Here is a 15,284-nt window from a genome sequence, read left to right on the forward strand (position 1 = left end):
AAAAATGAAGTGATGAAACAGGTTGGTATATGGCTCGATAAATTGGAGGCCAATGGCGTACTTTTAGAGAAGGGTAAGGAAAGTTTTTTCCATATACTTTCAGAAATTGAATTTTTTAACCCAAAAGGAGGATCCCGTTCCAAAACCAGATGGGGCCCCCAAGATGTGGTGCAGGACAGTAAATATTTAGAAAGAGAGAAGCATCAATTTAGAAAATACTTCGAAAAAATAGCCAAGGCATTAAAAGATGCGGACCAGATCAACATTTTTGGCCCGGCCGAGGCTCCCGAAAAATTGATGGTCGAATTAGAGGAGAACTACCCCGAAATAGGAAGTAGGGTATTAACTGTTCAAAAAGCGGACAGTATGACGCAGAACCAATTTAAAGCACTGGTAAAACAATCCTTTGGGGTCGACGACAGATATCCAGAAAAAGTATAGATTTCCCAAGATTATTTGCCCATTTGAATAACCGACCAGACCAAGCATGTCATACAAACTAGATTGTATCAATAACGCATGGTCATGATAAAACAAGGCAACATAGAAAAATTGCACGAAAATCTGCAGGGATGGAGATCATACTTGTTATTTGTTTCAGATGAAATGAGGTTTATCGAAAGAATGCTTCATTCCTATCTTTTCGAACCTAGAACCCCAACCCAATATAAACGTTGGGAACAGTTCAACTTTGAGTTTAAGAATTGTGAGAAATCCAAGGACACTTTGGTGCATCGGATTATGGAAAATGAAAAATGTTTGGGCGGAGTGCTTGAATGTGCATCGGACAAACATGATCACCATTACAGTAAAAAGTATGCAGCACTCAAGACTGATATACTTCAATTTATTGAAACCTACCAACTACTTAAAACAGGCATATACAATTATGCCGGACTGGTACTTAAAAAAAAGAAGCCTTTAGCCAATGTGTAGTGCAGTTTTGTACTGCATGTTGGATTGCAATCCAATTAATCTATAAAACAAGTAGCTATGTCACTGGTAAAAATGGACAGGAAAAGATTTCCATGGAACGACAATTTGATTGATTTTTTCAATCGCGACGCATTTGTTGATGATGAGTTTTTCAATTTGGAAAAATTTCATCCATCAATGAACATTAAGGAGCACGACAAAGATTTTGAAATTGAATTTGCGGCTCCTGGTTTTGACAAAAAAGACTTTAAGATCACTATTAAAGATGATGTCTTGGAGGTAACTGCAGAGAAAAGCCATGAGGAAACCGAAGAGGAAGAAAACTTTACAAGAAGGGAATTCAACTACAATTCCTTTACCCGTAATTTAAAATTACCGAACAATGCGGACACTTCCAAAGAAGTTGCAGCCGTATACAAAAAAGGTATTCTTACCCTAAATGTACCTAAAATGGAGGGGAACCCAAAAGACAATAAAAAGGTGATCGAGGTATCCTAAACAACAGTAGCGGCAGATGGAATGGCATCTGCCGCTCAAATTTTTAATGTCATGAAAACAAAACCCAAAAAAAGAACTTTTAGGGAGTGGTTCAGCGTAGAAGAACTTCACGAAGAATCCAAAAAATGGATGTCCGAACTCCAATTCGCCCAAGATGAACAACGTTTTTTGAATCACATGATAAAGGATTATACCTTGGATATTATTGATTCTGAAATGTTCAACACGGTGCAACCCGTTGTGGAAGGCTTAAACCGACTTGAAAATCATCTGCAAGAATTGATGGATTCCGTTCAGGTGCATGAAAACCAACTTTCAACCTTAATCGAGGAAAAAATTACGGATAAACTGGAAAGTTCGTATTTGGAGTCACACAACGATTTGGCGATGTTACTGGATGATTATTTTGTACAATATAAAGACTACAAGACCCAGATGTTCGAGATTGTTTCCCAAGTGATGAAACATAAAAAACAAAAAAGGTTGCTCAATTAGAGTAGGGGACTCAGCAATTTGGCAAAGCCCTCCAAGATTTTTTTGATCATGGGTCTTTCTCGATGCGCTTTATAGTCCAACAGTGCAATGGATTTGTCACAATCTTTTAAGAAATCGGTTTTCATTTGTGCGCAAAGATCGGTATCGTAAACAAAGGCTTGTGCCTCATAATTCTGCTGTAGACTCCGGTTGTCAAGGTTGGCCGTTCCAATACTGGCGATTTCATCATCGCACAGCATTACTTTGCTATGCAGAAATCCATCGGGGTATAAATAGATTTTAATGCCCGATTTAAGGTAGGTATCAAAATAGGCACGAACACACCAATCCACCAATTTTATATCTGTGGTGTCCGACATTAGCAACCTGACATCGACCCCACTCAAAGCAGCTGTGGACAGACCTTGTAAAATGGCATGGTTGGGAATGATGTATGGATTTACAATATAAAGGTACTTTTCGGCACTGTTGATGATGGAAAAGTAGACCTGTTCCATGACATCAAAATCATCATCGGGACCACTGGCCACAATTTGCAAATAATGTTCTCCATCCAATTTGGGGTGTATTTGAAAGCTGGAAATATCCACTTGTTCGCCACTGACCAAAAACCAATCAATGACAAAAGTTCGATTTAAAAAATCGACCGCTTCGCCCTCAACTTTTAAATGGGTATCGTGCCATCTGCCCAACGAGGGGTCACCTTTTAAATATTTATCCGAAATGTTGATGCCTCCTGTAAACCCAACCTTATTATCGATCACAATAATTTTTCGGTGGTTCCTGTAGTTTAGGGCGCTTAAAAAACGTCCAAACCTAAAAGGTAAAAATTGGGCAGTTTGCACGCCAATGGCATGCAGTCGTTTCAAATATTTTTTGCTTAACGAATAACTCCCAATTCCATCATACAACAATCGAACAGTAACATTTTGGGCAATTTTACGCTCAAAGATTTCCAAGAGTTTTTCGGCCAGTACCCCATCCTCAAAAATGTAATATTGCAAATGGATGTGTTCTTGGGCTTCTTCCAGGGCTTCAAATATGCTTTCAAACGTTTTTCGGCCATCTTTTAATAATTCAACCTCGTTTTTACAGGAAACAGGACATTTGGCAGCCTTATGAATCAGTTTGGTGATTTTTTCCTTATTGCCAGTAACTGGTGGAGTGCATTGCTGGTACGAAAGGTCGTCCCGTATGCTAAATTCATTTTTAAGGGAGAACATTTTGTTCTTTCGTCTGTTTCGCCCGAATAATATATAGAGTAAAACACCACCTACGGGAATGGTAAAAATGGCCAAAAGCCAAGCCAAGGTTTTGCTGGGTCTTACTCCGTTCAGCAATAAGCTGATCACCATGATTGTCGCTACCAATATGTAGAGGACGATGAGGATGGGAATAAGCATTTGGTCCATTAGAGGTTGGTTTTATAACAAAGATAAGCTACCTGTAAACATCTTATTGCTTAGGTTTTGAAGAATGAAAATTGAATTCCAACCATCTTGTTCTCATTTCAAATGTTCTCAAAAAAAATCAAGAAATCTGTAACAAATAGTTGAAAATGGATACAAAAAGAATAACAGTTTGTGATTTTTTCAACAAAATAGCTCAAAAGCTAACATAAATCTAAAATGAGGTCGCTTTAAAGCGGTATCCTTAATTTGAATTTTCACTTTTCGGATTTTAGGTTAAAATTAACATAATGCTAAAAGGGCTCTACTTATTTTTAGGGAACTTGAACAAACTTCAAGCTGTTCTAACTCAAAAAACTCAATAATGAAAAGACGAAGTTTTGTACAGTACGCAGGTATGGGTGCAGGGGCAATGTTAATGCCTTCACTTCTGATCGGGAACGAAATTCCCACAGAAGCGTTACTGGAGCCAGGCATGGATACCGTACTAAAAAAGAAAATGGCCGACGTGGCTTTGAACACGGCCAAATCAATGGGAGCTACCTACGCCGATGCTAGGATAGGTAGATATTTGAACCAGTATGTATTTACCAGAGAAGAAAAGGTTCAGAATGTGGTGAACACAGAATCTTTCGGAATAGGTATTCGAGTGATCGCCAATGGTACTTGGGGATTCTCTTCCACCAACGATGTTACCGAAGACGGAATCAAAAAAGCTACACAGCAGGCCGTTGCCATTGCAAAGGCCAATTCCAAAATTCAAAAGGAACCTGTACAATTGGCGCCTGTTGAATCCTATGGCGAAGTAGCTTGGAAAACTCCCATCAAAAAAGATTTTAAAGAAGTTCCAATCTCTGAAAAGGTAGATCTTTTGTTGAGTGCAAATGCTGCTGCCGTTGAAAATGGAGCCAACTTTGTGAATTCATCCCTATTTATGGTGAACGAGCAAAAGTATTTTGCATCCACTGAGGGTTCTTATATTGATCAAGATGTGCATAGAATCTGGCCAACATTCAACGTGACGGCTGTAGATAGGGCAGCGGGTAAATTTAGAACCCGACAAGCGTTAAGTGCACCAATGGGAATGGGCTACGAATATATGGACGGGCTAGAGTCTGAAAAATTACAGGGTCCAGAAGGTATTAAACTTTATAATAAGAGCTACGACATTGTAGAAGATGCTGCCATGGCTGCCAAACAAGCCAAGCAAAAACTTACGGCAAAATCGGTGGAGCCGGGCAAATATGATTTGGTGCTCGAGCCAAACCACCTTGGATTGACCATTCACGAATCTGTGGGTCACCCAACGGAATTGGATAGGGTATTGGGTTACGAAGCCAACTACGCAGGTACAAGTTTTGCAACCTTGGACAAATGGGAATCCAAGAACTTCAACTACGGTAGCGATATCGTAAACATTGTGGCCGACAAGACTCAAGTAGGTTCTTTGGGCGCAGTAGGCTTTGATGATGAAGGAGTAAAAACCAAAAAATGGGATTTGATCAGAAACGGAGTATTGGTGAACTATCAAGCAATCCGTGATCAAGTTCATATGATCGATCAGAACGAATCCCATGGCTGCTGCTATGCACAAAGTTGGGAAGATGTTCAGTTTCAGCGTATGCCCAATGTTTCTTTGGAGCCGGGCACGGAAAAATATTCATTGCAAGATATGATCAAGGACGTGGAAAAAGGAATCTACATTTTAGGTAGAGGTTCCTATTCCATCGACCAACAGCGATACAACTTCCAATTTGGAGGCACATTGTTTTATGAAATCAAAGATGGTGAAATCGTTGGCATGCTGGAAGACGTAGCGTACCAATCCAACACGCAGGAATTCTGGAATTCTTGTGCCAAGATTTGTGACAAGGACGATTACAGATTGTTTGGTTCTTTCTTCGATGGAAAAGGGCAACCCTCACAGGTGAGCGCCGTTTCCCATGGAAGTTCCACAACAAGGTTTAACGGAATCAATGTAATCAATACAGGTAGGACCATTTAAGGTTTGTTCAATATTAAAAATTAGACAATGGCTATTTATACAGAAGAAGAAGCAAAAAAGATTTTGGAAAAAGCACTGAGCTTTTCCAAGGCCGATGCCTGCGAAATAAACCTTGGTGGAAGTAATAGTGGCAACATCAGATATGCACGAAATACCGTGTCCACAGCAGGTTATAGATCAAGTCAAAGTTTGGTGGTACAATCCAGCTTTGGTAAAAAAGTAGGTACGGCTACTATCGACGAGTTTGACGATGCCTCCTTGGAAAAAGTAGTGCGCCGATCGGAAGAATTGGCACAACTATCTCCAGAGAATCCAGAATATATGCCGCCTTTGGGCCCACAACAATACGATGAGGCCATCACTTTTAGTGAAGCAACGGCAAATGTAACCCCTGAGTTTAGAACAGAAGTTGCCAGCAAGAGTATTGTTCCAGCATCAGAAAAAGACGTGACCGCAGCAGGATTTTTGGATGATTCGGCAGGATTTTCTGCCATGATCAATTCCAACGGACTGTTCGCTTATAATAAATCTACCGATGTGGACTTTACCGTAACCATGCGTACCAACGATGGTACCGGTTCTGGGTGGGTCACCCGCGATTTTAACGATATCTCCAAATTTGATCCAGCAGAAGCAGCTAACACGGCTATCGACAAGGCTGTAATGTCCAGGGAAGCCCGTGCTATTGAGCCTGGAAAATATACAGTGATTTTGGAACCAGCGGCCTCCATTGGCCTGTTGGGACGCCTGTTCGGTTCTTTTAATGCGAGATCGGCCGATGAAGGCCGTAGCTTTATGTCGGCAAAGGATGGTGGAAACAAATTGGGGCAGAAAATTGTTGACGAACGCGTGAACATTTGGTCTGATCCATTGCATCCCGATGTGCCGACTTCCACATGGAACGGTGCAGGACAACCCCTCAAGAAAACTAGCTGGATTGAAAACGGCGTGGTGAAAAACTTGGCTTACGACCGTTATTGGGCAGAACAAAAAGGGGTAGACCCTGTTCCTTTTGCCAGCAATGCAATTATGGAAGGTGGTGATGAAAGCCTGGAAGATATGATCAAAGGCACCAAAAAAGGAATTTTGGTAACCCGCTTTTGGTATATCCGAAGTGTAGATCCACAAACCTTGCTCTATACAGGTTTGACCCGAGACGGAACGTTCTATATCGAAAACGGAAAAATCAAGTTTCCGGTGAAGAACTTTAGGTTCAACGAGAGTCCAATTATCATGTTGAATAATTTGGAATCCTTGGGCAAGCAAGTTCGTGTAAACGGAAATCTTATACCCTATATGAAGGTTCGTGACTTTACCTTTACGAGTCTCTCCGATGCGGTGTAACGGACTGAAATAAAACAAACTGGTGGTCAAGCTTTCTTGACCGCCAGTTTTTATTTTGAAATTATTTAGCCTACTTCCTCCATGGCTTTGGATAACGAATTCTTTTTTACCCGCTTGCAATACGAATCAGGTGACTGGGACGTAGACCAACGTATGCCCTCCAATTTGCTGAATTCCTTGGTCGAGTATACCACACTTAAAGTGGATACCCAAGAGAAGATCATCACCTTGGGCAGCGACGATATTTTTAAAAGCCCGTTTTGCTATATCTCGGGCCATAAATTGGTGCAGTTCACCAAAAAGGAACGGGAGAATTTTGAAAAATACGTGCGCAATGGCGGTTTTGTATTTGCAGACGATTGCAACCACGATATTGATGGATTGTTCGCCAAATCCTTTGAACGCCAAATGGAAGAAATTTTTGGTGCAGGAGAGCTCAAAAAAATCCCCAACGACCATGAAATCTATACCATTTTCTTTGAATTTGAAGACGGTCCGCCCACCACATCCCAAGAACTCAACGGCTGGGGCGACGATTTGGTGCACGACTACCTCAAGGCCATTGTGATCAATGGAAGAATAGGCGTACTCTACAGCAATAAGGACTACGGCTGCGAATGGGATTACGACTTTAGAAACAAACGATGGTATAAAATAGACAATACCCGTTTTGCGGTGAATATTGTCCTCTATGCGCTAACCTCATAACAGAACTAACTTGGATAAAGAACTACAAAAAATAGCAAATGAAGTAGAGGGACTTTCAGAAAAACTGAAAGCACTCAAACAAGAAATTGGCAAAGTGATCATAGGTCAGGAAGAAACCGTTTCCCAACTTCTTATTACCTTTTTGGCAGGTGGACATGCCCTGCTCGAGGGAGTTCCAGGACTTGCCAAAACTTTGATGATTCGAACCTTGGCCAATGCCATCGAACTCAAATTCAAAAGGATTCAGTTTACGCCCGATCTAATGCCCTCGGATATTATCGGAACTGAAATCTTGGAAGAGGACCACACCACGGGCAAGAAATTCTTCAAGTTCAACAAGGGGCCTATTTTCTCCAATATTATATTGGCGGATGAGATCAACCGTACGCCACCAAAAACACAGGCAGCCTTGTTGGAGGCTATGCAGGAATTTGAGGTGACCTATGGCGATAAAACCTATCCTTTGGATAAGCCTTTCTTTATTTTGGCCACCCAAAACCCCATTGAGCAATCTGGAACCTTTGTGTTGCCCGAAGCACAGCAAGACCGTTTCTTGCTCTACATCAAAATTGGATACCCAACCGATGAAGAGGAAATCAAAATTTTAAAAGCCACCACGGGAACCAAAAAAGCCACCCTGAATAAAGTACTTTCAGGAGAAGATATTGTGCGCTTGCAGCAATTGGTGCGTGAAGTTTCCATTAGCGATGGACTCATTCAATATGTAAGTGATATTATCCGTGCCACCCGACCCGATACCACAACCGTGGACTACGTAAAAAAATGGGCAGATTGGGGTGCAGGTCCCCGTGCTGGACAGGCCATGATTCTAACAGCAAAAGCGAATGCCTTGTTGGAAGGTAGGTTGGCCGTAACCCCTGAGGATTTAAAAGCCGTGGCCATCCCCGTTTTGCGACACCGTGTTTTGGTGAACTTTAGGGCAGAGGCAGAGGGCATTACTTCGGATGAAGTGACCCGTCATATCTTACAGACCATTCAGGTGAAGGATGGGAAATAAGGGTTTTTCAAATTAAAAGTATTGATAACGATAAATTTATTTGTAGAACATTTGAATTAAGCGCATTGAAAACTGAAGAGGGAAAATTTGAATTCGTTTATGTGGAAAATGACGGAACAGTGCGTGAATTAGACAAAGAGGAAATAGAATATTTACAAACTGAATTTGAACCGACTGATGGTAATAGACCATATATAAAAAGTAGTTACGACCAGTTGGCACCTGACAGGAAGATGAGAGGATTTTTATACAGAAGTCAAGTTCCAAAGGAAATTGAAATAATAAAAACTGATTTAAGGTATGCAGAGACTAGATTCCCAATTAATATTTATAGTTCAGGAAATGCAATTGTATTGTCAGTTGGAATATACAGTATTAAAGTACTAGGTGGTTGGGATGTTTCGGTTGGAGAATTTTCAATTCAATTTGTTAATAAAGAAAGTGGAAAAGTAGTCAATCCGAAATTCACAAAGTGGAAAATTCAATCATACGAATCTGGACAAAGGGCAAAAAAAATAATGACACTTGATATCCAAGTCGGTGGAGTTTATTTGATTGAATTCCAAAATCAAAAGGAGTTAAAAGTGAGACCATCGAATTTATGGGTTACTAGACTTTTTGAAAGGGAAATTCCAAATGAGAATTTATGTATTTGGATTGGTTAAAAATGAAATATAGAATACAGAAATTTACTTTAAAAACAAAAGTCCAATATACAATTAACAATGGCTGAAAGAGATTACCATGACTTGTTACAACCTGAGGTGATCAATACAGTTTCGGGTCTTTCCTTGATTTCGCGTATTGTGGTCGAAGGATTTATTTCGGGTTTGCACCGAAGTAAAAGCGTGGGTCCTGGTATGGAGTTCAGTCAATATAGAGGATACGAGCCAGGCGATGATCTTCGGTTGCTCGATTGGAAAATGTTGGCCCGTTCGGGGCGCTACTACATCAAACAATCAGAAGTAGAGAGTCATGTCACCGTTAAATTTATTGTGGATGCCAGTGCTTCCATGGAGCACGAAGAAAACGGCATTTCCAAATTGGAATTTGCTCGGGTCTTGGTAGCCTGTTTGTCGCATATGGCCCAAAAACAAGGCGATTCCGTAGGGCTTTTAGCCCTCAACGAGGACGATTTTGTTAGTATTTATCCCAAAGCAGACCAAAAACATTACAACCGCTTGCTGTTGGAGTTGCTCAACATTTCCACCAAAGGAAAATGGCCCGAATTGGCGATCTCCTCCAAAAGAATTCACACCAGAGGGGCAAAGGAATTGGTTTTTTTCATCACCGATATGTACGAAGATGTATCCGAACTCTCCGATTTTGTAAAAAGCCTAAAAACAGCCAAAAATGAGGTAGTCGTACTTCAAATTATGGCCAAAAATGAAATGGAGTTGGATTTTAAACGCTCCGTAACCTTTGAAGATTTGGAAACAGGGGCACGTTTAAAAGTGGATGTGAACAAGGCAAAAGCTCATTATTTAAAAGCCCTTGAACAAAAAATAGAACAGACCCGTGAACAATTGTATTCCAAAGGTGTCAACTTTCATTTGTTCCGAATGGATGCGCATTTGGGAGATGCCCTGCAATTATTTTTAAAAGAAAGAATACGACTCAACTAAATGGTTTTTGCGAATCCAACATATTTGTGGGCACTTTTGGGACTTTTGGTTCCCTTGGCCATTCATTTGTGGAGTAAAAAGGAGGCCAAGACCATAAAAATTGGAAGCATACAGTTGTTGGACGAGTCCAATTCAAGGCAATCCAGTAATATTCAATTGAACGAATGGTTGTTGATGTTGCTTCGAATGGCGATTGTGGCTTTAGTGGTATTGCTCATGGCAGGTCCGCAATGGCGCATCAAAGGAAACAAAAAAGTGGTCACCTATTTGGTGGATCCATCGCTTTCTCAAGAAAAGGAGTTAAGTGTTATTTTGGATAGTTTGGCCGAAGCATCCCCTGTCTTGTTGTTGGATGAAGGTTTCTCAACTTGGGAAATAGATTTGGAATCGGAAGTAGACCAAACCCCGCCCAATTATTGGCAATTGGCGCAAAAAATGGATTCGTTGACTTCGGATAGTATTGTGGTGTTCACCAAAGCCAATTTGCAAGGTGTACGTTCCAAAAGACCCACCACGCAAAAAAAGGTGCATTGGGTGGTGATGGAATCGGATGAAATAAAAGATGAACCTTTGTTGGCCATCGAAGAATCTTCAAGAATGAAATTGTATGCCAAATCGGGCAATGGCACACAAACCTTTTTAAAATCCGAATTGCTTTCGGAAAATTACACTAAAACTACCGAAGGCGATAGTCTTCAAATCAATGAAGAAATTGGTTCGATAAAAGTTCCCTTACAGACTCAAGACACTATTTCGGTAAATCTGTTTGTAGCAGACGGTTTTGAGGCAGACCAAAAATATACCCAAGCCGCTTTGCGGGCACTGGCCAAATATGTCGAAAGAGAAATCAACATCGAATTAAAGTCAGATGTAGATGACTCGGTTGCCAATGCCAACCTCAATATTTGGCTGAAAGAGGATAAACCAAATGATTTGGAGGGAACATGGTTGGTTTTTGATGAAAGTCCGTTAGCTCAAAACCTCGTTGAAGAAAGAAATCAACAAGACCATTTTGTGCTAACCTCAAGGTTGACCTCAAAAAACACGGTGGAACAACACTATGCTGAACAACTCCTCCAAGTTTTGGACTTGGATGCTGAATTGGAACAGCTGTTGGTCCAGGCCGATGAAAGGCAAATGGACGTGGCGGAATTCAAACCCAATTATCAAGAGCCCAAAACAAGAAAGGAATTGGCCACTTTAAAAGATATTACCCTTTGGGTGTTTTTGATTTTAGTAGTATTGATGATGGCAGAACGTGTCATTTCATACCTAAAAAAACAATAAGGCAATGGAACAATTACAACACTTTAAAAGTCGATGGCAGCGCTTCCAATATGTGGAATGTGCACTTTATGCCGTGGGCTTTGGTGGTTTGGTGTATTTGTTGACCAAAAATATCGGTTTTGGCTTTGGAGGTTTTATTGTTGCTTTTGGAATTGCCCTTGTGTTGTACAAACCGTGGAAAATAAAAACGGAAAGTGTTATTGCCTTTGTGGATGCCCACGTGCCAGAAGCAGGTTTTAGTAGTGGATTATTGACCTTGCCCACTGACCAAATGTCGAACCTTTCCCTTTTGCAAAGACATCGTGTAGCAAGCCGATTAAAGGATTTGATGCCCAAATTGATGCCACCACACCATTTGAAAAAAGCAGCTTTGGTCATGTTAGGTTTGCTATTGATTGGCGTTTTGGGGCGTTTTGTGTTCGATGATGTGAGTAGCCTTTCGTCAAAAAAGGGAAATAATAAAGAGCAGATTCAATTTGCGCCATTGGACAGCATTCAAGAGGGTGTAGAAATTCCTGAATTGATAGAAACTAAAATTACTATTGCCTATCCGAGTTATACGGGAATTCCAAGTTTGAATACTTCCAATCCCAATATCAAGGCAGTTGAAGGCTCTCAAATCACATGGAACTTAACTTTTGATGGCGAGGTGCAAGAAGTGACCATGGACCGGATGGGTGAATTGATTCCACTTTCTAAAAACGGTATGCAGTATCAATTGAGTCAACCCTTACAGACTTCAGGATTTTACAGTTTTACGTTCAAGGACCTTGAAGGCAATGCCTATGTCACCGATTTATATTCGTTGGAGGTGACTCCCGATAATCCACCCATGATTGAAATCTCGGATTTGGCCCAGTTCAGTTATTTTGAATTCAGTGATGACAAAACCATTCCGTTGAACACCCAAATTTTTGATGATTACGGGGTAAACGATGCCTTTATCGTCGCCACGGTGAGTAAAGGTTCGGGCGAATCGGTAAAGTTTAGGGAAGAAACATTGCGTTTTGACGAAGCTATTTCCAAAGGAAAAAAACAGCAGCGTCTAAGAAAACTGTTGGATTTAACCCAATTGAAAATGGACCCCGGAGATGAGCTCTATTTTTATGTGGAGGCTCAAGACAATAAAACACCAACGCCGAATGTTGCCCGAAGCGAAACCTATTTTGCAGTGATTCGGGATACCGTGACCGATGAATTTGCTGTGGAAGGTAATTTGGGTGTAGATCTCATGCCCGATTATTTTAGGAGTCAGCGGCAATTGATTATTGATACCGAAAAATTGATTCAAGAGCGTCCCGATATTTCGGAATACGATTTTAAATTTCGAAGCAACGAACTAGGGTTTGACCAAAAGTCTCTCCGTTTAAAGTATGGTCAATTTATGGGCGATGAGACTGAATTGCAGGCGGCCCCAGGTCAAGTTTCCGCTGTTGAAGAAGATACCCATACCGATGAGGATGGTGAGGAGAAGGATATTTTAGATGGGTATAGCCATAAACACGATAGTGAAAATGAGCACAATCTGGTAGTTGAGCATCCCAATGAGGATGACGAGGAAGAGGAGGATCCTTTGCATGAATATTTGCATAATCATTCCGATCCTGAGGAATCCACTTTGTTTGAAAAATCCTTAAAAGCCCAATTACGGAACGCCCTCAATATAATGTGGGATGCCGAGCTGTATTTACGGTTATATCAGCCGGAAAAGTCTTTACCCTACCAATATCAAGCGTTGGAAATCATTCAAACCATAAAAAACAGTGCCCGAATTTATGTGCACCGTATTGGTTTTGACCCGCCACCCATTAAGGAAGAAACACGACTCTCTGGGGATATCGAGAATATTAAAAATGTGAACAAGAACGAGACCTTTGATTATGAAATGTCTTTTGCGGCTACTAGAAAAATGGTAGCTCGTTTAGAAGTTTTAATTGAAGGCAGATCCCAATTTACCGATAGTGATAATACATTGGTGTTGGAAGCGGGCAATGAATTGGCCCAAAAAGCAGTTACCGAACCTGTAAAATACTTAAAAGTATTGCAAGGACTTCGTGACTTGGAAAAATTGTCCAATAGGAGCATTGAAATGTATATGCAAGTCCAAAAAAACATCTTGTCGGTATTGCCTAAGGTGGAATCAAATCCAGGAAAAGGGGCAAGTTCATCGGATGAAATCAATTTGTTGTATTTAAAAGAATTGGGTGATTATGAGTGATGGGTTTGTGTTGCTAAATCTCAGTTTATTTTGGCCCGTACTGATCGGATGCTTGGTATTGTTGGGCTTTTTTGTTTGGAAAGAATGGCCTCAAATGGGACAACCTCGATTTTGGATTAAAATTGGTGTAGCCTTTATCGGATTAGTATCCTTGTTCCTCCTGATATTGAAACCCGCTATACCCAAAGACACCACAAGCGGTAGCGCTATTGTACTTACCCAAGGTTACAAGACTGAACAATTGGATAGCTTAAAAAAAGCATTCAAGCGCATAAAAACGGAAACCTATGAGTCAGGGAAATCTTTATCCATAATTAAAGATGTAGATTCTCTTTTTCTATTGGGACAAGGGATTCCAGCGTATGATTTATGGCAGTTGGAAGGTAAATCTGTTCAATTTATGGGAGGCGAAGCACTTAGGGGTTGGACACAAATTTCCCATTCGGAAGATTTGGAATTGGGAGAGGAACTTAATGTTAAAGCCTTATACCAACAACCACAAAATGAACATTGGGCCATTCTAAAAGATAATGGGGGCAATGCTTTGGATTCCATTCCATTTGAAGACGGACAGGAGCAATGGGTTCAATTTACTGCACAACCTAAAGCAAGTGGACATTTTGTCTATCAATTGGAGGTAAAAAATGCTGAGGGAGAAGTAGTTGCTTCAGAACCGGTTCCTTTTATGGTTGAAGATAGGGAACCGCTCCATATTTTAATTTTGAATACATTTCCAACCTTTGAAAGCAAGTACCTAAAAAATTATCTCGCCGAAAAAGGACATCAGGTTTTGGTGCGTTCCCAGCTAACGAAAAACAAATATAAATTCGAATATTTTAATCGAGATGCCCAACCCATTTATCAAGTATCGAAACAAGCTTTGGAAGCTTTTGACCTCCTTGTTTTTGACGTGGAATCGTATGTGAACTTGGGTAGAACTGCGTTAACGGCTTTAACAGAGAGTATGGCGGAAAATGGCTTGGGTGTTTTTGTGCAACCGAGCGACAAGCTGTTTACTTTGTCAAAAAATCAAATGCCCATTGGATTTGATGCGGATTTTGATACGGATATTTCACTTGGGAATCCACCACAAAGTTTACAGAAATACCCCTTTGCGTATCAGCAAGAATTTCCATTGCAAACAATAAAAATGGATTCGACAACCATAGCGGCTTATTTACCACAGGGCAAGGGTAAAATGGGAACCAGTATTTTGCAAAATACCTATCAGTTGGTGTTGGATGGAAAACCAGAATCCTATGCTGCCATTTGGACTGAAATCATGGACGCTTTGGTACCTGCAATCGAAAAAAGTTCTTCATGGAAAATGGAGACCAAAATTCCCAGAGTGGATGAACCAGCTGAATTTTGGGTACAAACGAGTGCAAGCCCTTTAGAAGTTGTTTCGGAAACCAATAGTAACATTCCGTTGATTCAAGATGTGAGCATTTCATCACGTTGGAAAGGAACTCAGTATCCTAGAAAACAAGGGTGGAATCAACTTGAAATCCCAGCAGACTCAACCAGCCAATTTTCGTACTATGTTTTTGGAGAAAATGAACGAGCTTCTGTTTCGAAACAGCTTGTTTACGAGCAAAATTTGCGTCAGTTTGGTCAAAATAAAAGTTCCAATCCAATCGTAAGCACCACGTCCAAAAAAATGGAACCAATCTCACCCCTTTGGTTTTTTGTGCCCTTTTTGTTGAGTTTGGGATGGCGATGGTTGGAGCCTAAGCTCTAA

14 protein-coding genes are annotated in these 15,284 nt (G+C 40.7%); 13 read left to right on the forward strand and 1 reads right to left on the reverse strand.

The genetic code is table 11. The features are described from left to right. Positions 1 to 12: 12 nt before the first annotated feature. The 4 genes from ABT310_RS12110 (at position 13) to ABT310_RS12125 (ending at position 1,929) form a co-directional block, all read left to right on the forward strand. A complete protein-coding gene (locus ABT310_RS12110; RefSeq protein ID WP_375324146.1) occupies positions 13 to 441 on the forward strand; it encodes a hypothetical protein in 429 nt (142 codons plus the stop codon). 84 nt (positions 442 to 525) lie between these two features. Beyond that, on the forward strand, positions 526 to 936 hold the full coding sequence (locus ABT310_RS12115; protein ID WP_375324147.1) for a hypothetical protein: 411 nt from the start codon (positions 526 to 528) through the stop codon (positions 934 to 936). 57 nt (positions 937 to 993) lie between these two features. Continuing rightward, positions 994 to 1,434 (forward strand): Hsp20/alpha crystallin family protein, encoded by a 441-nt coding sequence (locus ABT310_RS12120; RefSeq protein WP_375324148.1) that lies wholly within the window; start codon positions 994 to 996, stop codon positions 1,432 to 1,434. Between the two features lie 51 nt (positions 1,435 to 1,485). After that, positions 1,486 to 1,929: a hypothetical protein gene (locus ABT310_RS12125; protein ID WP_375324149.1), complete on the forward strand. Its 444-nt coding sequence runs from the start codon at positions 1,486 to 1,488 to the stop codon at positions 1,927 to 1,929. On the opposite strand, the gene cls is transcribed toward ABT310_RS12125, so the two are convergent. After that, positions 1,926 to 3,341 carry a cardiolipin synthase gene (cls, locus tag ABT310_RS12130; protein ID WP_375324150.1) on the reverse strand — a complete coding sequence of 472 codons (1,416 nt, stop codon included), beginning with the start codon at positions 3,339 to 3,341 and terminating at the stop codon, positions 1,926 to 1,928. The genes ABT310_RS12125 and cls overlap by 4 nt on opposite strands. A gap of 361 nt (positions 3,342 to 3,702) precedes the next feature. Here cls and ABT310_RS12135 point away from each other — a divergent pair, with 361 nt between their 5' ends. The 9 genes from ABT310_RS12135 to ABT310_RS12175 all read left to right on the forward strand — a co-directional run bounded on the left by ABT310_RS12135 (position 3,703) and on the right by ABT310_RS12175 (position 15,284). Beyond that, the gene (locus ABT310_RS12135; protein ID WP_375324151.1) at positions 3,703 to 5,343 is read left to right on the forward strand and encodes a TldD/PmbA family protein; all 1,641 of its coding nucleotides are present in this window, start codon (positions 3,703 to 3,705) and stop codon (positions 5,341 to 5,343) included. 27 nt (positions 5,344 to 5,370) lie between these two features. After that, positions 5,371 to 6,687 (forward strand): TldD/PmbA family protein, encoded by a 1,317-nt coding sequence (locus ABT310_RS12140; RefSeq protein WP_375324152.1) that lies wholly within the window; start codon positions 5,371 to 5,373, stop codon positions 6,685 to 6,687. Between the two features lie 87 nt (positions 6,688 to 6,774). After that, the gene (locus ABT310_RS12145; protein ID WP_375326185.1) at positions 6,775 to 7,395 is read left to right on the forward strand and encodes a DUF4159 domain-containing protein; all 621 of its coding nucleotides are present in this window, start codon (positions 6,775 to 6,777) and stop codon (positions 7,393 to 7,395) included. Positions 7,396 to 7,405: 10 nt separating this feature from the next. Further along, complete coding sequence (locus ABT310_RS12150) at positions 7,406 to 8,413, forward strand: AAA family ATPase (protein WP_375324153.1); 1,008 nt, start codon at positions 7,406 to 7,408, stop codon at positions 8,411 to 8,413. Between the two features lie 65 nt (positions 8,414 to 8,478). After that, complete coding sequence (locus ABT310_RS12155; RefSeq protein WP_375324154.1) at positions 8,479 to 9,078, forward strand: hypothetical protein; 600 nt, start codon at positions 8,479 to 8,481, stop codon at positions 9,076 to 9,078. A 60-nt stretch (positions 9,079 to 9,138) separates the two neighbouring features. Beyond that, the gene (locus ABT310_RS12160) at positions 9,139 to 10,038 is read left to right on the forward strand and encodes a DUF58 domain-containing protein (RefSeq protein WP_375324155.1); all 900 of its coding nucleotides are present in this window, start codon (positions 9,139 to 9,141) and stop codon (positions 10,036 to 10,038) included. Beyond that, entirely contained in the window at positions 10,039 to 11,325 is a 1,287-nt protein-coding gene (locus ABT310_RS12165) for a BatA domain-containing protein (RefSeq protein WP_375324156.1), read from the forward strand. It begins immediately after the preceding gene. 4 nt (positions 11,326 to 11,329) lie between these two features. Then, positions 11,330 to 13,543 carry a tryptophan-rich sensory protein gene (locus ABT310_RS12170; protein ID WP_375324157.1) on the forward strand — a complete coding sequence of 738 codons (2,214 nt, stop codon included), beginning with the start codon at positions 11,330 to 11,332 and terminating at the stop codon, positions 13,541 to 13,543. After that, positions 13,536 to 15,284: a hypothetical protein gene (locus tag ABT310_RS12175; RefSeq protein WP_375324158.1), complete on the forward strand. Its 1,749-nt coding sequence runs from the start codon at positions 13,536 to 13,538 to the stop codon at positions 15,282 to 15,284. The genes ABT310_RS12170 and ABT310_RS12175 overlap by 8 nt, the downstream gene beginning before the upstream one ends.

Origin of the sequence: Flagellimonas cixiensis, from assembly GCF_042134615.1 — a bacterium.
Taxonomy (GTDB): Bacteria; Bacteroidota; Bacteroidia; order Flavobacteriales; family Flavobacteriaceae; genus Flagellimonas; species Flagellimonas cixiensis.